The 16,664-nt window shown below is 74.1% G+C and carries 16 protein-coding genes; 7 read left to right on the top strand and 9 right to left on the bottom strand.

The annotated features are described in order from the left end of the window. Positions 1 to 66: 66 nt before the first annotated feature. Positions 67 to 951 carry an IS5 family transposase gene (locus PSED_RS20715; protein WP_013673184.1) on the top strand — a complete coding sequence of 295 codons (885 nt, stop codon included), beginning with the start codon at positions 67 to 69 and terminating at the stop codon, positions 949 to 951. A 218-nt stretch (positions 952 to 1,169) separates the two neighbouring features. Next, a complete protein-coding gene (locus PSED_RS20710) occupies positions 1,170 to 2,258 on the top strand; it encodes a VIT1/CCC1 transporter family protein (RefSeq protein ID WP_013676199.1) in 1,089 nt (362 codons plus the stop codon). 126 nt (positions 2,259 to 2,384) lie between these two features. Here PSED_RS20710 and PSED_RS20705 read toward each other — a convergent pair whose 3' ends face one another. After that, complete coding sequence (locus tag PSED_RS20705) at positions 2,385 to 2,828, bottom strand: SRPBCC family protein (RefSeq protein ID WP_013676198.1); 444 nt, start codon at positions 2,826 to 2,828, stop codon at positions 2,385 to 2,387. A 177-nt stretch (positions 2,829 to 3,005) separates the two neighbouring features. Here PSED_RS20705 and PSED_RS20700 point away from each other — a divergent pair, with 177 nt between their 5' ends. Both PSED_RS20700 and PSED_RS20695 read left to right on the top strand, forming a co-directional pair. Next, positions 3,006 to 3,347, top strand: coding sequence for a YciI family protein (locus tag PSED_RS20700; RefSeq protein WP_013676197.1), 342 nt, complete (start codon positions 3,006 to 3,008; stop codon positions 3,345 to 3,347). Then, a complete protein-coding gene (locus PSED_RS20695) occupies positions 3,337 to 4,545 on the top strand; it encodes an RNA polymerase sigma factor (protein ID WP_013676196.1) in 1,209 nt (402 codons plus the stop codon). The genes PSED_RS20700 and PSED_RS20695 overlap by 11 nt, the downstream gene beginning before the upstream one ends. On the opposite strand, the gene PSED_RS20690 is transcribed toward PSED_RS20695, so the two are convergent. Next, complete coding sequence (locus tag PSED_RS20690) at positions 4,532 to 6,628, bottom strand: ATP-dependent Clp protease ATP-binding subunit (RefSeq protein WP_013676195.1); 2,097 nt, start codon at positions 6,626 to 6,628, stop codon at positions 4,532 to 4,534. The genes PSED_RS20695 and PSED_RS20690 overlap by 14 nt on opposite strands. A 157-nt stretch (positions 6,629 to 6,785) precedes the next feature. Between PSED_RS20690 and PSED_RS20685 the strand changes: the two genes are divergently transcribed. Then, positions 6,786 to 7,607, top strand: coding sequence for an oxygenase MpaB family protein (locus tag PSED_RS20685; protein WP_013676194.1), 822 nt, complete (start codon positions 6,786 to 6,788; stop codon positions 7,605 to 7,607). Positions 7,608 to 7,620: 13 nt separating this feature from the next. Here PSED_RS20685 and PSED_RS20680 read toward each other — a convergent pair whose 3' ends face one another. The 6 genes from PSED_RS20680 to PSED_RS20655 all read right to left on the bottom strand — a co-directional run bounded on the left by PSED_RS20680 (position 7,621) and on the right by PSED_RS20655 (position 13,255). After that, positions 7,621 to 7,971, bottom strand: coding sequence for a VOC family protein (locus tag PSED_RS20680; RefSeq protein ID WP_013676193.1), 351 nt, complete (start codon positions 7,969 to 7,971; stop codon positions 7,621 to 7,623). 97 nt (positions 7,972 to 8,068) lie between these two features. Then, positions 8,069 to 8,578, bottom strand: coding sequence for a MaoC family dehydratase (locus PSED_RS20675; RefSeq protein WP_013676192.1), 510 nt, complete (start codon positions 8,576 to 8,578; stop codon positions 8,069 to 8,071). Between the two features lie 41 nt (positions 8,579 to 8,619). After that, the gene (locus PSED_RS20670; RefSeq protein ID WP_013676191.1) at positions 8,620 to 9,771 is read right to left on the bottom strand and encodes an acyl-CoA dehydrogenase family protein; all 1,152 of its coding nucleotides are present in this window, start codon (positions 9,769 to 9,771) and stop codon (positions 8,620 to 8,622) included. Positions 9,772 to 9,810: 39 nt separating this feature from the next. Further along, positions 9,811 to 10,995, bottom strand: a complete 1,185-nt coding sequence (locus PSED_RS20665) for a CaiB/BaiF CoA transferase family protein (RefSeq protein WP_013676190.1) — start codon at positions 10,993 to 10,995, stop codon at positions 9,811 to 9,813. Beyond that, entirely contained in the window at positions 10,992 to 12,392 is a 1,401-nt protein-coding gene (locus PSED_RS20660) for an MmgE/PrpD family protein (RefSeq protein WP_013676189.1), read from the bottom strand. The genes PSED_RS20665 and PSED_RS20660 overlap by 4 nt, the downstream gene beginning before the upstream one ends. Then, complete coding sequence (locus PSED_RS20655; RefSeq protein WP_013676188.1) at positions 12,389 to 13,255, bottom strand: HpcH/HpaI aldolase/citrate lyase family protein; 867 nt, start codon at positions 13,253 to 13,255, stop codon at positions 12,389 to 12,391. The genes PSED_RS20660 and PSED_RS20655 overlap by 4 nt, the downstream gene beginning before the upstream one ends. Positions 13,256 to 13,414: 159 nt before the next feature. Between PSED_RS20655 and PSED_RS20650 the strand changes: the two genes are divergently transcribed. Beyond that, positions 13,415 to 14,176, top strand: coding sequence for an IclR family transcriptional regulator (locus PSED_RS20650; RefSeq protein ID WP_013676187.1), 762 nt, complete (start codon positions 13,415 to 13,417; stop codon positions 14,174 to 14,176). Positions 14,177 to 14,422: 246 nt separating this feature from the next. Next, a complete protein-coding gene (locus tag PSED_RS20645) occupies positions 14,423 to 15,037 on the top strand; it encodes a carboxymuconolactone decarboxylase family protein (protein WP_013676186.1) in 615 nt (204 codons plus the stop codon). A 27-nt stretch (positions 15,038 to 15,064) separates the two neighbouring features. Here the strand turns inward: PSED_RS20645 and PSED_RS20640 are convergent, their stop codons facing one another. After that, a complete protein-coding gene (locus PSED_RS20640; protein WP_013676185.1) occupies positions 15,065 to 16,582 on the bottom strand; it encodes a catalase in 1,518 nt (505 codons plus the stop codon). Between the last annotated feature and the right edge of the window lie 82 nt (positions 16,583 to 16,664).

The raw sequence follows: 16,664 nt of genomic DNA, 5'->3' as shown, positions 1-16,664 counted from the left end.
GAAACCTGGTGATCACTCGGCGTGGCGGCCGTAGTAGTCGCCCGGACCTGTTGATCATCCGGTCGGGTGTGTGTCTGTACCTGCAAACCGGCGTATGACTCCTCGGTGACCGACGCCCAGTGGGTGTTGATCGAGCCGTTGCTGCCCCGCCCGGCGGCGGTGTTGGGCGGGCGCCCGTACGTGCACTCCCGCCGGTTGATCATCGACACGATCTCTTATGTGCTGGTCAGCGGGTGCGCTTGGCGGCTGGTCCCGCACGATCTGGCCCCGTGGAGCATCGCCTACCAGTGGTTTCGGGCCTGGACCCGCGACGGCACCTGGGACCGGGTCCACGAGGTGCTGCGTGAGCGGGTCCGCATCGCCGACGGGCGTGACCCGCAGCCCTCGGCGGCGGTGCTGGACTCCCAGTCGGCGAGGTCCAGCGAGGGCGGTGAACAGATCGGCTACGACGCCGGTAAACGCGTCCGGGGCCGCAAGCGCCACCTGCTGGTCGACACCCTGGGCCTGGTGCTGCACGTGGTGGTGCACTCGGCGTCGGTGCAGGACCGGGCCGGGGCCCGGTTGATGCTGTCCGGTGCCCGGGCCCGGTTCCCGCTGCTCGGGTTGGTGTGGGTCGACGGCGGTTATGTCAACTCGGTGGACGCGGGCCTGGTCGGTTGGGCCCGGCGCAGTGAGGGGCTGGAGGTGGTCGCGGTGCCGCGTAACGCCGACGTGAAAGGGTTCCAGGTGCTGCCCCGCCGGTGGGTGGTCGAGAGAACCTTCGGCTGGTTGACGAGGTGTAGACGGTTGGCCCGGGACTACGAACGCAAGACCGCCCACGCCGAGGCGATGATCAAGTTCGCGATGATCCGGCTGATGGCCGCCCGCCTCGCCGGTGAGGAACTCCCCGCTCCCCGCAGTGACATTGAGAAGGAAGCCGCCCGCCGACTAGCAGAAGACCTCAAAGACTGACCACCGAGGTTCTACAACACTCTCTGAGCCGGGACGGACCCGGACGCCGCCCGGGCGACGACACCACCCGCCGCGCCCGTCACCTCCGACGGTCCTGTCGGAGCTGAGTGGCACGCTCGGCGCGGGCGCGCTCCGGGGTGGGCCGCCCGGTGCCGCGGCCGCGCCTCGTGGCAGCGTTGCCCGCGTCGGGGGAGCGCGTGCGTGTGGAGGTGGTCGCGGTGGCGGACCCGGGGGTGGGCACGGGGGCGTCGCGGTCGTCGGTGCGTCGCTGGCGGCGGATGCTGGCCGACGAACGCGCGGAGTCCGCGCTCTACCGCGACCTCGCCCGGCGGCGCACCGGTGAGGACCGTGAGATCCTGCTCGGCCTCGCGCGCGCCGAGGAACGTCATGCCGCGCACTGGGAGAGCAAGCTCGGGCCACGTGCGGGCAGGCTGCCGCGGCCCGCGTTGCGCAGCCGACTGCTCGCGTTGCTGGCCCGCCGGTTCGGGTCGGTGTTCGTGCTCGCGCTCGCGCAGCGGGCGGAGAGCCGGTCGCCGTACGCGACCGACCCCGAGGCCACCGCGACCATGGCCGCCGACGAGCGGATCCACGAGGAGGTGCTGCGGGGGCTGGCGGCGCGCGGCCGGGCGCGGGTGTCGGGGTCGTTCCGGGCCGCGGTCTTCGGCGCCAACGACGGTCTCGTCAGCAACCTCGCGCTGGTCCTGGGCATCGCCGGTGCCGGCGAGAGCGCGCGGACGGTCCTGCTCACCGGCATCGCCGGGCTGCTGGCCGGTGCGTTGTCGATGGGGGCGGGGGAGTACGTGTCGGTGCGCTCGCAGCGCGAGCTGCTGGAGGTCTCGGCGCCGGTGCTGACCGACGCACCGCAGGTGCTGCCCGCACTCGACGTCGACGAGAACGAGCTGGCACTGGTGATGCGCGCCCGCGGCCTCTCCGCCGAGGAGGCACAGGAGCGGTCCCAGGAGATGCTGCGGACCCACGACCCGGCCGTCGGGCTCCGCGGCGGGGCCGGCGACGACGCCCACGAGACGGTCGGCACCGCGCTGGCCGCGGCGGCGTCGAGCTTCGCGTTCTTCGCGTCCGGGGCCGCGATCCCGATCCTGCCGTTCATGTTCGGCGCCGCCGGGCTGTCGGCCTACCTGGTCTCCGCGGTGCTGGTCGGGCTCGCGCTGCTGACGACGGGCGCGGTCGTCGGGCTGCTCTCCGGCGGGCCGCCGCTGCGCCGCGGGCTGCGCCAGCTGCTGATCGGCGCGGCCGCCGCGGGTGTCACCTACGGGCTGGGCCTGCTGTTCGGGTCGGTCCTCGGCTGACCCGGCCGGCCTGCTGTTCGGGTCGGTCCTCGGCCCACCCGGCCGGCCGCGGGCTCCGCCCCGTGGCGGACCTCCCGGCCTGCGCCGACGCCGCCGGCGGCCCCGCTCAGGACTCACGGGACGGGCTCACCCGCCGAACGGGCTGCCGGCCCCGTCCTCGAGGTGCCGGACCAGGCTCGCGAGGTGGGTGTTCCAGCCGTCGGTGCACATCTCGATGCAGTCGAGCGCGGAGTTCAGGCCGTGGTGGCGGAAGTGCACCGTGGTGCGCTCGTCGCCGGGAACGATCGTGAACGTCGGCCGGGTGCCGACCCACTCCGGCAGGAACGCGCAGTCGGTCACGGTCCACTCCACCCGTCCCGGCCGGTCGGCCCGGTCCACGCGCATCACGCACGGCTCGGGCACGGAGAAGAAGAACCGCAGCTCACCGCCGGTCTCCCCGGAGCCGGTGGCGCGGGTCCACCACGAGCCGAGGCCGTCGGTGGTGGTGACGGCGTCGAACACGGCGTCGGCGTCGGCGCGGATGTGCAGGGTGGTCCGGTAGTCGGTCGTCGTGGTGGCGTCGATGGTCATGAGGGTGTCCTCCCGAGCGTGTCGGCCGGCGGGGTGCCGGGCCGGCAGGACGACGAACGGCGACTCGCCCGACGGACATCCCCTCGCCGAGAATTCGTCGCGAGAGGGTGTCCGTCCCGCCGCCGCCCGCTCGTCGAGAGGTCGACGCGAACACACCCGACGCCGGACAGGAGCGACATGCAGTACGCACTGCTGATCCACCGGACCACGGAGGCGACCCCCGAGGAACGACGGGAGGTCGAGGCCGGGGTCGCGCCCGTCCTCGGCCGGCCCTACGTCCGCAGCTGGACCCGGCTGCACCCGCCCGAGACGGCGACGACCGTGCACGGCCCCCGCGAGGCGCCGCTGCTCACCGACGGGCCCTTCATCGACACGAAGGAGTACCTGGCCGGCATCATCGTGATCGAGGTGGCCGATCTCGACGCGGCGCTGGCGGTGGCGACGGAGCTGCAGGCGCTGCGCCCGGGGCTCGCGATCGAGGTGCGGCCGGTCCGCGAGGAGGTCCCGGGTGGCGGGTGAGGACGCGGTCGAGGCGGCGTTCCGCGCGCACTGGGGCCGGGTGCTCGCGACGCTCGTCGGGATCTTCCGGGACCTCGAGCTCGCCGAGGAGGTCGCCCAGGACGCGTTCGTCGTCGCGGCCGAGCGCTGGCCGCGCGAGGGCGAGCCGGCGAACCCGGTCGCGTGGCTGGTCACTGTCGCGCGCAACCGCGGCATCGACCGGATCCGCCGGCGCGCGGCCCTCGACGACAGGACCAGGGCGATCGCCGCCGAGCTCGCCCGCGGGGACCGCCGCCCACCGGCCGAACCGACGACCTTCCGCGACGAGCGCCTGGAGCTCGTCCTCACCTGCTGCCACCCGGCGCTCTCGCGTGCGGCGCAGGTGGCGCTGACGTTGCGGACGCTGGGCGGTCTGTCCACCGAGGAGATCGCGCGGGCGTTCCTGACCCCCGTCGACACGATGAGCAAGCGCCTCACGCGGGCCAAGCACAAGATCCGCGCCGCCGGGATCCCGTTCGCCGTACCGGACGACCATCAGCTCCCCGACCGCCTCGCGGCCGTCCTCGCCGTCGTCTACCTGATCTTCAACCAGGGCTGGGGCGACGGCCGGCCGGACCTGGCGGCCGAGGCGATCCGGCTCGGCCGGGCGCTCGTCGAGCTCATGCCCGACGAGCCGGAGGCACTCGGGCTGCTCGCGCTCATGCTGCTCGACGACGCGCGGCGCGACGCCCGGCAGAGCGACGGCGTGCTGGTCCCGCTGGATGAGCAGGACCGGTCGAGGTGGGACGACCGGCAGCTGCGAGAGGGCCGTGACCTGCTCGAACGTGCGGTCGTCCGGCCGGACCCCGGGCCCTACGTCGTCCAGGCCGCGATCGCCGACCTGCACCTGCGCCGGCCGCGCGACTGGGTGCAGATCGAGGCGCTCTACGCCGTGCTCTCCCGGCTGACCGGCTCGCCCGTCGTCGAGCTCAACCGGGCCGTCGCCGTCGCGGAGCTCGACGGGCCCGAGGCGGCCCTGGCCGTCGTCGACACGCTCGCCCTCGACGGCTACCGCTACTACCACTCGACCCGCGCCGAGCTGCTCCGCCGGGCCGGCCGGACCGAGTGCGCGGCGGCGGCGTACGCCCGGGCCGTCGAGCTCGCGGAGACCGGTCCCGAGCGCCTGCTGCTGGCCCGCCGGCTCGCCGAGCTGCAGCCTGACCGGGTCAGGTCGCGGTGAGCGTGAGCGCCGTCGCGTCGGGACCGGTGACGTCGACGAGCACCCGGGCCCCGGCCCCGAGGTCCTGCGCGATGAGCAGCCGCGACAGCCGCCGTTCCAGCTCGCGGCCGACCGTGCGGCGCAACGGCCGCGCCCCGAGCCCGGGCTCGTGGCCGCGGCGGGCGAGCCAGTCGACCGCGGCCGAGCTGACGTCGAGGGTGATGTGCTGTGCCGCCAGCCGGGCGGTGGTCTCCGCGAGCAGCAACGTGGTGATCCGCCGCAGGTCGGCGTCGTCGAGCGAGCGGAACGCGACGACGTCGTCGACCCGGTTGAGGAACTCCGGGCGGAAGTGCGCGCGGGCGGCGGCCAGCAGCGTGTCGCGCGTGGCCGGGCCTGCGGCGGCGAGCAGCGGCGGCGCGCCCAGGTTGCTGGTGAGCGCCACGACCGTGCGGGTGAAGTCGACCGTGCGCCCGTGCGAGTCGGTGAGCCGGCCCGCGTCGAGCACCTGCAGCAGCGTCGACACGACGTCGGGGTGGGCCTTCTCGACCTCGTCGATCAGCACGACGGCGTAGGGGGTGCGCCGCACGGCCTCGGTGAGCTGGCCCGGCTCGTCGAACCCGGCGTGCCCGGGAGGGGCCCCGACCAGCCGGTACGCGCTCGCCCGGTCGGTGTACTCGCTCATGTCGAAGCGCAGCAACGCGTCCTCGCCGCCGAAGAGCGCGTCGGCGAGCGTCCGCGCCAGCTCGGTCTTGCCGACGCCCGTCGTCCCGAGGAACAGGAACGACCCGACCGGCCGGCCGGGGTGCGCGAGCCCGGCCCGCCCGGCTCGGACGGCGTCGGCGACGATCCCGACGGCCTCGTCCTGGCCGACGATCCTGCGGCGCAACGTGTCCTCGAGCCCCAGCAGCGAGCGGCGGTCGTCGGCGGTGAGCCGGGCGACGGGGATGCCGGTGGTCTCGGCGAGCAGCCGGGCGACGTCGTCGGCGGTGACGGTGACGCGACCGCCGCGGATCGTGCCGCCACCGGCCTCGGCGGCGTCGATCTCCCGGGTGAGCTGCAGTGCCCGCTCGTAGTCCTCGGCGTCGACGGCGACCTCGCGGGCCCGGCGCAGCTCTTCGACGGCCCCCGCCGGCCGGCCGCGGGACGCCCGGATCCGGGCGCGGGCCCCGGCCCGGTCGACGAGGTCGATCGCCTTGTCGGGCAGGAACCGGTCGGTGATGTGCCGGTCGGAGAGCTCGGCGGCGGCGACGAGCGCGGCGTCGTCGATCGCGACGTCGTGGTGGGCCTCGTAGCGCTCCCGCAGCCCGCGCAGGATCGCGACTGTGGCGGCCACGTCCGGCTCCGCGACGCGCACCGGGGCAAGCCTGCGTTCCAGCGCGGGGTCGCGCTCGATGTGCCTGCGGTACTCCCCGGCCGTCGTGGCCCCGACGAGCTGCAGGTCGCCGCGGGCGAGCGCGGGCTTGAGCAGGGTGCCCGCGTCCATGGCCTGGCCCTCGGCCGAGCCCGCGCCGACGACGGCGTGCAGCTCGTCGACGAACACGACGACCTGCCGGCGCGCGGCGACGATCTCGTCGATCACCCGGGTCAGCCGCTGCTCGAAGTCACCGCGGTAGCGGGTGCCCGCGACCATCCCGGCGAGGTCGAGCGCGAGGACCCGGACGCCCTGCAGCGCGGGCGGCACGTCGCCGTCGGCGACGCGGTGGGCGATCCCCTCGACGATGGCCGTCTTGCCGACGCCCGGATCGCCGACCAGCACCGGGTTGTTCTTGGTCCGCCGGGCGAGCACCTCCAGCACCTGGTCGATCTCGGCCTCGCGGCCGATGACGGGATCGAGCTCGCCGGCCGCGGCGGCGGCGGTGAGGTCGCGGGCGAACCGGTCGAGCCGGGGGGTGCGGGCCCGCGGGGCACCGGCGGGCGGGGTCTGCGGGCCCGCCTCGGACGTGCGCCGCTCGCCGCCCAGGTCCCCGAAGCCGAGGTCGCCGAGGCCGCCGAACGGCGAGCCGCCCTCGCCACGGCCCATGTCGCCGAGCGCCGTGCCGAGATTGCCGATGAGCCGTTCGACGATCTCGTCGAACGGGCCGAAGTCGGGTCGGTCCTGTGCCACGTGCACCTCCGTCGACGGGCGTCGACATCGATGCTCCTCCGATCCCGCGCATTCGGCACGCGCCCGGCAAGGACGCCGGGTCCGGCGGAGCGCCGGACCGGGTGCCGGGGCCACCGCTCCGGTCGCCGTCCCGGGCGCGCAGTGGTGTCCTGTAGGCATGCTGGAACGTGTGGACCACGGGCTGTTCGGCCCCGCCTCGGTGACCTGGCGGGTGCACCTGGAACCCGTCATGTGGGTGGCCGGGATGCGGGCGTTGCTGCTGCAGTCGCTGCACCCGCACGTGATGCGCGCGACGTGGCAGAACTCGGCGCTCTTCGACCCGAAGAAGGCCTATCCGCGGTTCCAGCGGACCGTCGAGTTCGTCGGTACCCGCACGTTCGGCAGCACCGACGAGGTCGAGGCGGCCGCGGCGCGGGTGCGGCGGCTGCACGCCTCGCTGACCGGGTTCGACCCCGACACCGGCCGCACCTTCCGGGTCGACGCGCCCGCGGGCCTGCTGTGGGTGCACTGCGCGGAGATCGACTCCTACGTCGACATCGCCCGCCGGGCCGGGATCGTCGACACCGCGGGCGTCGACGCCTACATCGCCGAGAGCGTCCGCGCGGCCGAGGTGATCGGCATCGACCCCGCCGTCGCGCCGCGCTCGCGCGCGGAGCTCGACGACTACTTCACCGCCGTCCGCCCGCAGCTGCGGCTCACCGAGGAGGCCACCCGCGGCGTCGCGAACCTGCTGGCGCCGCGCGGTGAGGCGCCGCGCTGGACCAAGGCGGCCATCTCGACGGTGTCGACGCTGGCGGTCGCCACCCTGCCCCGCTGGGCCCGGCGGATCTACGGCCTGCCCGGACTGCCGACGACCGACCTGGTGACCGCGGCCCTGCTGCGCGTGGTCAGGACCGGGACGCAACTGCTGCCGGAGGTCCCGGCGCCGCCGGAGATCCGCGAGGCCCGCCGGCTGGTCCGCGAGGCCCGCGGCGCCTAGGCCGGCTCAGACATCAGAGTGCGGTCGGGTGGCGTGGCTCGTACAGGCCGATCTCGCCTGCGCCGGGGACGCGCAGCGACGTCACGAGGCCCCAGCCGCGGTCGGCGACGGGCGAGGTGAACTCGACGCCCTTCGAGGTCAGCGCGGCCACCGTCGCGGTGACGTCGTCGCACATCAGGTACAGCTCCGCGCGCCCACTGCTCGCGGCGTCGGTGGGGTGGACGGCCACCTCGGTCGGCGGGGCGGCGAAGACGAGCCATCCGTCGCCCGCGTCGACCCATCCGAGGCCGAGCACGTCGCGCAGGAACTCGCGGGCCCGCGCGGCGTCCTGCGCATAGACGATCGTGTGCAGTCCGGAGATCATGGGTCCTCCTCGACGGCCGACGCGCGGACCGTACCGGGCGGCGGTGCGGTGCGGGCGGTCGGCGCGGGCGGCGACGGGCCGCGCAGGCCCGCGACCGTCAGCTCGTGCCCTCCGAGCCGGCGTCGCCCGCGGTGCTCGGCCGCTGCCCCCGCTTGTAGACCATCACGGTCCGGCGGAACGTCATGATCGTCGTGCCGTCCTGGTTGAAGCCCTCGGTGCGGACCGTGAGCAGCCCCGCGTGCGGGCGCGACCGCGACTCGCGCTTCTCGAGGATCTCGGTGCGCGAGTAGACGGTGTCGCCCTCGAAGACCGGGTTGGGGATCTTCACGTCGTCCCAGCCGAGGTTGGCGATGACGTTGTGCGAGATGTCGCGCACGCTCTGCCCGTTGACCAGCGCGAACGTCAGCGTGGAGTTGACCAGCGGCTTGCCGAACTCCGTCCGGGCGGCGTAGGCGTGGTCGAGGTGCGCGGCCGCGGTGTTCTGGGTGAGCAGCGTGAACCAGATGTTGTCGGTGGTGGTGATCGTGCGGCCGACGCCGTGCTCGTAGACGTCGCCGGGGACGAAGTCCTCGAAGAAGTGGCCGGTCGAGGTGTGGTGCACGGTCATGGGGAGCCTCCTCGGGCGGGGGTGGTGGGGACACGAGCCGGTCAGAACGAGCGCGGCATGCCCAGGACGTGCTGTCCGATGTGGGCGAGGATGAGGTTCGTGGAGATCGGCGCGATCTGGTAGAGCCGCGTCTCGCGGAACTTGCGCTCGACGTCGTACTCCGCGGCCATCCCGAAGCCGCCGTGGGTCTGCAGGCACGCGTTGGCGGCTTCCCAGGACGCGTCGGCGGCCAGCAGCTTGGCCATGTTGGCCTCGGCGCCGCACGGCTGGTCGGCGTCGAAGAGGTCGGCGGCGCGCCAGCGCATCAGGTCGGCCGACTCGACGTGCACGTGCGCGCGGGCGATGGGGAACTGGATCCCCTGGTTCTGCCCGATGGGCCGGTCGAACACGACGCGCTCGCACGCGTAGCGCGAGGCCCGCTCGACGAACCAGCGCCCGTCGCCGATGCACTCCGCCGCGACGAGGACGCGCTCGGCGTTCATCCCGTCCAGGATGTAGCGGAAGCCCTTGCCCTCCTCGCCGACCAGGGCCGAGGCCGGGATGCGGACGTCGTCGAAGAACACCTCGTTGGTCTCGTGGTTGACCATGGTGCGGATCGGGTTGACGGTGATGCCCTCGACCTCGCGCAGGTCGATCAGGAACATCGACATGCCCTGCGACTTCTTCTCCACCTGGTCGAGCGGGGTGGTGCGGGCGAGCAGCAGCATGAGGTCGGAGTGCTGGACCCGCGACGTCCACACCTTCTGCCCGTTGACGACGTAGGAGTCCCCGTCACGGCGGGCGAACGTGCGGATCTTCGTCGTGTCGGTGCCCGCCGTGGGCTCCGTGACGCCGAAGGCCTGCAGCCGGATGTCGCCGGACGCGATGCCGGGCAGGTAGCGTTCGCGCTGCTCGGGGCTGCCGTGCCGCAGCACCGCGCCCATCGTGTAGAGCTGGGCGTGCACGGCCGCGGCGTTGCCGCCGTTGCGGTTGATCTGCTCGACGATGACCGACGCGTCGCCGACGCCCAGCCCGAGCCCGCCGTGCTCCTCGGGGACCAGCGCGCCGAGGACGCCCGTCGTCGTCAGCGCGTCGACGAACGCCTCCGGGTAGGAGTGGGTCTGCTCGAGCTCGCGCCAGTAGGCGTCGGGGTGGTCGGCGCACACCCGGTCGATCAGGGAGCGCAGGTCGCGGCGGACCTCGGAGTCGGTCATGGCGGTGCAGTCCTTTCGGTCCGGCATCCGGGGTGGGTGTCAGACGACGCCGTCGGCGCGCAGGGCGGCGATGTCGTCGGGGGACAGGCCGATGCCGCGCAGCACGGCGTCGGTGTGCTCGCCGACGGCGGGCACCGCCCCGAGGGGGGCCCGCCCGTCGCCGGGCAGGCCCGGCGGGTAGAGGGTGCGGGCCGGGCCGGTGGGGGTCGGGGTGTCGACCCAGCGGTCGCGTTCGACGAGCTGCGGGTGGGTGGGCAGGTCGGCGATGTCGTTGATCCGGGCCTGCGCGATCCCCGCCTCGTCGAGCAGCGCCTGCGCCTGCGCCGTGGGCAGCGCGGCCAGCCGGGCGCCGACGAGCGAGTCCAGCGCGGTGCGGTGGGCGATGCGGTCGTGGTTGGTGGCGAAGAGCGGGTCGTCGGCGCGGGCGGGGTCGCCGAGCACGACCTCGCACAGCCGCCGCCATTCGCGGTCGTTCTGCACGGCGACGAGCACCGGGGTGCCGTCCGCGGTCGGGAACGCGCCGTAGGGGGCGATCGTCGGGTGCGTCGTGCCCATCCGCGCGGGCGCGGTCCCGCCGTAGAGCGTGTAGTAGAGCGGGTAGGCCAGCCACTCGGCCAGCGAGTCGAACAACGACACCTCGACCGGCAGCGCCTCGCCCGTGCGGTCGCGGTGCACGAGGGCCGCGAGGACCGCGCTGTAGGTGTACATGCCGGCGGAGATGTCCGCGATCGAGATGCCCACCTTCGCCATCGCGGCGGGGTCGCCGTTGATGGAGATGATCCCGGTCTCGCCCTGGACGAGCAGGTCGTAGGCCTTGGCGTCGCGCATCGGGCCGCCGGTGCCGTACCCGGACACCCCGCAGGCGATCACCCGCGGGTGCCGGGCCCGGACCGCGGCCGGGTCCAGCCCGGCCCGCGCCGCGGCGGCGGGGGAGAGATTCTGCACGAACACGTCGGCACCGGCCAGCAGCCGTTCCAGGACGTCGCGCCCCGCCGCGGCCTTGAGGTCGAGGGAGAGCGACTCCTTGCCCCGGTTGAGCCACAGGAACACGCTCGACGTCCCGTTGACGGTGCGGTCGTAGCCGCGCGCGAAGTCCCCGCCACCGGGCCGTTCGATCTTGACGACGCGCGCGCCGAGGTCGGCCAGCTGGCGCGTCGCGAAGGGGGCCGCGACCGCCTGCTCCACGGTGACGACGGTGACGCCGTCGAGCGGGCGTGGCGTCACGAGCCGACCCGGGCGGCCAGGCTGACGCGGTCGAGCTCGCCCAGTCCGGACAGCCGCTCCCACACGGCGTCGGCGTCGGCGCTGTGCCCGCCACGGGCGAGGCAGTCGTCGAACTTGGCGCGCAACGCCTGCGCGCCGGCGGGACGGGTGGCGTGCCCGAGCGGCGCCGGACAGTGTGCGGTGTGCTCGGCGCCGTCGCGGGTGCGGACGGTGACCTCCGCGCTGAACTCGAGCCCGTCTGCGGCGCCACCGCCGGTGGACTCCTTGTGGGGCAACGTCTCCGTCGACCCGACACGGGCCGCGAGGTCCGCGACGGCGGGGCGGGTGACGGCCTCGTCGGTGAAGCTGGCGAGCCGCAGCGCGCCGTCGTGCAGGCACGCGGAGACGACGTAGCCCATCGAGAACTTGCCCTCCAGCTCCGTGCGCGGCGCCCGGGTGATGAGCGGGCGCAGCCCACCCGGCGGCACGCGCACCGAGACCGTGTCGATCTCGGCCGCGACGACCCCGCGCCCGGCGAGGTCGAGCGCGGCGTCGGCGGGCGCGTGGGTGGCGTAGCAGCAGGGGTGCAGCTTGACGTTCAGTGCCGCCGGACCGGGGTCGGCGACGACGGCGAGCGCGCGGGCCGCGGCCGCCGCCAGGTCGGTCGTGCCCGGGTCCCCGGTCTCGCCGGAGAACAGCGCGAGGTAGCCGAACGGGCTGTCGAGCTGGTCGGCGTCGGCGGTGAAGCCCGCGGCGGCGAGCCGGGCGGCGAGCACCGCGTCCGAGGCCGCGACACCGGCGTGCAGCGGCTTGGTCATCGACCCGAAGTTGCGCCTGCTGCCCGCGGCCCGGGACGCGGAGATGCCCAGCGCGTGCCGGGTGGCGTCGGCGTCGAGGCCCAGCAGCACGGCGGCGGCCGCCGCGGCGCCGACGACGCCGAGCGTCGCCGTGGAGTGCCAGCCGCGGGCGTAGTGGCCGCCGATCCCGACGCCCGCGGCCAGCGCCCGTTCGACGACGAGCCCGCGCCAGAACGCCTCGACGACCGTCGCCCCGTCGGCGCCCACCTGCTCGGCGACGGCCAGCACGGCCGGGACGAGGACCGTGCTCGGGTGGCCCGTGAGGGCGTCGTCGACGTCGTCGAAGTCGAGCGCGTGGCCTGCGGTGCCGTTGAGCAGGGCGGCGGTGGGCGCGTCGGTGCGGGAGCCGTCGACGAGCACCGTGCACGGTCCCTCGGGCAGCGGCCCGTCGGGCGCGACGGCGGTGCGCAGCCGCGTCACGGCCGGCTCCGCGGTGGCGGCGAGCGCACATCCGACGGTGTCGAGGACAGCCGTCGTGACGAGGGTGGCGACGTCGTCGCCCGCGTGCCGGCCGGGGTCGGCGACGAACTCCGCGAGGGCGGGGGTGAGCCGGGTGGTCACGTGTCTGCCTCCTGTCCCACGAGCAGGTCCCGCGCCCGGCGCGCGACGGGCTCGTCGATGAACGTGCCGTCGGCGAGCCGGGCCACGCCCGACCCGGACGACTGTGCGGCCTCGTGGGCCGCGACGATCTCCCGGGCCCGGGCGAGGGCCCGCGCGTCGGGGGTGAACTCCGCGTGGACCGCGGGGATCTGCGCGGGGTGGATCGTGGCCTTGCCGCCGAAGCCCAGCTCGCGGGCGGTGCGGACGGACCGGGCGAGGCCCTCGGGGTCGTCGAGGGTGAGGTAGGGACCGTCGAGCGGGGGCAGGAGGCCTGCGGCCGCCGACGCGAGGACCAGGTGTGCCCGGGCGTGCGCCAGCTCGGATCCCTCCGCGGTGACGGTGACGCCCAGCTCGGCGGACAGGTCGGCGACGCCGAACATCATCGTCGTGACCCGGGCCGACGCGGCCCCCGTCGCGCGGGCGTCGAGGATCCCCGCGGCGGTCTCGGCGATCGCGAGCACCTGCAGGCCGTCGGGAGCGGAGTGGGTGGTGAGCACCCTGTCGAGCTCGGCTGCGGCCGCGGGCGAGGCCTTGGGCAGGACCAGCGCCTCCAGCGCGCCGAGGACGGGCGCGAGCGCGGCGACGTCGTCGGCGAACCAGGGCGTGTCGGCGGCGTTGACCCGCACCATGACGCGGCCGTCGATCCGGCTGTCGCGCAACAGCTCCACGAGACCCTCGCGGGCGGCGGGCTTGGCGTCGGGGGCCACGGCGTCCTCGAGGTCGGCGACGACGGCGTCGGCGCCGCGGCGAGGCGCGGACTGCACGCGGTCGGTCCGGTCGGCCGGCACGAACAGGACGCTCCGGTATCTCCGGCGGACGGCCACGGTGCCCCTTCCCTCGTCCCACGGTGTTCCGTACCATGGAACGTCGTATCGACAGTGCGTACGATTCTCGGCAGCCTGGTCGACCCCCGTCAAGGTGGGGCGGCAGTGACGGCGGCAACGACGAGCCGCTGCGCGGCACGGACGGACGGGACGGGAGCGGTGTCAGGGGACTCGGGCGGCATCCAGAGCGCGCTGAGCACGTTGCGCGTCCTCGAGGAGGTCGCCCGCCGCCAGCCCGTCGGTGTCTCGGAGATCGCCCGCGCGACCGAGATGCCCAAGAGCTCGGTCCAGCGCTGCCTGGTCACGCTGCAGCAGGCCGGCTGGCTGCGGGTCGTCGACACCACACGCGCCCGCTGGGGCCTCACCGCCAAGCCCGTGGGCATCGGGCTGCGCGCGGCGGGCGAGGGCGGGCTGCGCGAGGCGGCGCTGCCCGTCATGCGGGAGCTGTCCAAGGAGCTCAACGAGACGGTGCACCTCGCCGTCCGGGACGGCGACGGCCTGCTCATCGTCGCCCGCCGCGACGGCACCCGGACGCTGCGCACCTACGTCGAGCTCGGCACCGTCGCGCCCCTGCACGGCACGGCGAGCGGCCTCGCGATCCTCGCCGGGCTGCCCGACGCCGAGATCGACGACGTCGTGGCCGCCGGTCTGGAGGCCTTCACCGAGACGACGATCGTCGACGGTGACGCGCTGCGTGCCGAGATCGACGCCACCCGCGCACGCGGCTTCGCGGTCAACGTCGCGAGCTGGTGGCGACCGCACGTGGCCGCTGTCGCGGCGGCGATCACCGGCCCGGCCGGGCGGCCCGTCGCCGCGTTCGCGGTGTCGATCCCGAGCGTGCGTTTCGACCCCGACGACGTCGAGCGGATCGGCGGGCTGGCGGTGCAGGCGGCCGACCAGGTGTCGGAGCTGCTGGACTGACCGCCGCCCGCCCGCCCGGGCGGTCCCGACGGCACCGCACGGTTCGCGGCCGGCCGCCCTGATCGTGCCGCCCGGCGCTGCGGACCGCCCGGTGGACGGAGCCGCACTGCGTCCTCCGTCCGGACGACAGCGACGCGTGCCGTTCAGCGCATCGTGGTCGGACGGATTCCGGCAGATCGGGCAAGACGTGCCACTTCCGCGCGACCGGCGAGTAATCTCCTCCTCACGGAGAGCAAGGAGCTGACCATGGGCGGCCGTGCGGTCGACCGGATCGTCACCGGTCTGCTCGAGTGGGGATGCAGACGGATGTGGGGCTTCGCCCCGCGCATGATCCCGCACATCGTGGCGCACAAAGGGGCCGCCGGTTCGCTGCGCTGGTTCGCCGCGAACATGCCGCGTTACCTGACGACGCTGCACGTACTGGGCCCCGCCCGGACCCATCTCGCGGCGCTGGTCGTCTCCCTGCTCAACGGCTGCGTCTACTGCGCGTACGGGCACGGGTACGCCCTCGAGCTGATCTACCTGCGCGACCGCGACCGCCTGTTCCCGTTCGACGCGCGCGCCGTGCACGCCTGGGCGGGGCTGCCGCCGCGGGCGCTGGCCGAGCGGATGCGCGCGGTCCTGCAGGCCGCGGGCATGCACGCCGAGGTCATCTGGGCCGACCGGACGATCGAGATGCTCGCCGGCAGCCAGCCCGTCGACGCGGCCGAGGCGCGGATCGCGCACGTCGTGCGGATGCTCTCGGAGATGAACGCGATCGCCTCGGCCGCGGGCGTCGAGCCCGACGAGGCGCAGAACCCCGTCAACAAGGACCACGGCCTCAAGGAGCGGCACGCCGCCATGCGCGCCGGCGTGGGCTGACCCGCACGCCGGCGCGGGCGTCGTACGTCAGGCCTTGGCCTGCATGCTCTCCCTGGCCGGGTTGCCCTGCTCGCCCGCCTTCGGGTCCGGCTGCGCGGCCTTCTCCCGAACCCCGGCCTCGATGCGCCCGCCGAGGTCCTTGTCGACGTTGCGCCAGTACTCGAACGCCCGCTCGAGCACGGGTGCGCTGACGCCGTTGAGCAGGTGCCCCACGACGTTGTCGACGAGGCGGCCGCGGGCGTCGTCGTCGAGCACCTCCCGCACGAGCGTGCCGGCCTGGCCCCAGTCGTCGTCCTCCGCGTGGTCGACGTAGGCGCTGCGCATGATGTCGCCGTCCGCATGCCAGGTCGGGACGTGCTGGGTGGTGTCGGCGGCCGGGCCGCCGTAGGAGTTCGGGGCGTAGACGGGGTCGGAGACCTTGGTCATCCGCATCGCCCCGTCCTTCGAGTAGGAGTGCACGGGACAGACCGGGGCGTTCACCGGGATCTGCTGGTAGTTGCCGCCGAGGCGGTGCCGGTGGGCGTCGGCGTAGGAGAACAGCCGGGCGAGCAGCATCCGGTCCGGGCTCGGCCCGATGCCCGGCACGAGGTTGTTGGGCTGGAACGCCAGCTGTTCGATCTCGGTGTGGTTGTCGGTGGGGTTGCGGTCCAACGTCATCCGCCCCACCTCGTGCAGCGGGTAGTCGCCGTGCGGCCACACCTTCGTCAGGTCGAACGGGTTGAAGCGGTAGTCCTTCGCGTCCGCGTACGGCATCACCTGCACGTACAGCGTCCACGACGGGAAGTCGCCGTCGCGGATGTGCTCGAAGAGGTCCCGCGTGTGGTAGTCCGTGTCGGCCGCGGCCATCTGGTCGGCCTCGTGCTGGGTGAAGAACTCGACGCCCTGGTCGGTCTTGAAGTGGTACTTCACCCAGGACTGCTCGCCGGCCTCGTTGATCCACATGTAGGTGTGGCTGGTGTAGCCGTTCATGTGCCGCCACGTGCGCGGGATGCCGCGGTCGCCCATCAGCCACGTGACCTGGTGCGCCGACTCGGGCGAGAGGGTCCAGAAGTCCCACTGCATGTCGTGGTCGCGCAGGTTGTTGTCGGCACGGCGCTTCTGGGACCGGATGAAGTGCTGGAACTTCATCGGGTCCTTGACGAAGAAGACCGGCGTGTTGTTGCCGACCATGTCGTAGTTGCCTTCGGACGTGTAGAACTTCACCGCGAACCCGCGCGGATCCCGCCAGGTGTCGGGGCTGCCGCGCTCGCCGGCGACGGTCGAGAACCGGACGCCGAGCTCGGTCGTCGTCCCGGGCCGGAAGACCGCGGCCTTCGTCCAGCGTGACACGTCGGCCGTCACCTCGAAGCGGCCGAACGCGCCGCTGCCCTTGGCGTGCGGCTGACGCTCCGGGATGCGCTCCCGGTTGAACTGAGCCATCTGCTCGATGAGATAGCTGTCCTGCAACAGGATCGGGCCGCCGGCACCGACGGTGAGCGAGTGCTCGTCGCTCTCCACGGGGATGCCCGCATCGGTCGTCGTCGGGGTGGGCCGCGCGTGGGTCACAGCGTCGTCTCCTCGGGGTCGGAACGGGGCTCATACCCGGGTCACCGTTTTCCCCGACGTCAAACCTCCGCCTCCGGAACAC

Source organism: Pseudonocardia benzenivorans CB1190, assembly GCF_000196675.2.
GTDB classification, from domain to species: domain Bacteria; phylum Actinomycetota; class Actinomycetes; order Mycobacteriales; family Pseudonocardiaceae; genus Pseudonocardia; species Pseudonocardia benzenivorans.
The sequence above is the reverse complement of the archived record's forward strand: the minus strand, read 5'-3'. Positions and strand labels throughout refer to the sequence as shown.

Excerpts from the sequence above, each read along its gene's own strand:
- PSED_RS20645 (WP_013676186.1), top strand. The coding sequence starts at position 14,423 with ATGGGCGGCCGTGCGGTCGACCGGATCGTCACCGGTCTGCTCGAGTGG.
- PSED_RS20675 (WP_013676192.1), bottom strand. The coding sequence starts at position 8,578 with ATGACCGTGCACCACACCTCGACCGGCCACTTCTTCGAGGACTTCGTC.
- PSED_RS20700 (WP_013676197.1), top strand. The coding sequence starts at position 3,006 with ATGCAGTACGCACTGCTGATCCACCGGACCACGGAGGCGACCCCCGAG.
- PSED_RS20680 (WP_013676193.1), bottom strand. The coding sequence starts at position 7,971 with ATGATCTCCGGACTGCACACGATCGTCTATGCGCAGGACGCCGCGCGG.
- PSED_RS20670 (WP_013676191.1), bottom strand. The coding sequence starts at position 9,771 with ATGACCGACTCCGAGGTCCGCCGCGACCTGCGCTCCCTGATCGACCGG.
- PSED_RS20705 (WP_013676198.1), bottom strand. The coding sequence starts at position 2,828 with ATGACCATCGACGCCACCACGACGACCGACTACCGGACCACCCTGCAC.
- PSED_RS20685 (WP_013676194.1), top strand. The coding sequence starts at position 6,786 with ATGCTGGAACGTGTGGACCACGGGCTGTTCGGCCCCGCCTCGGTGACC.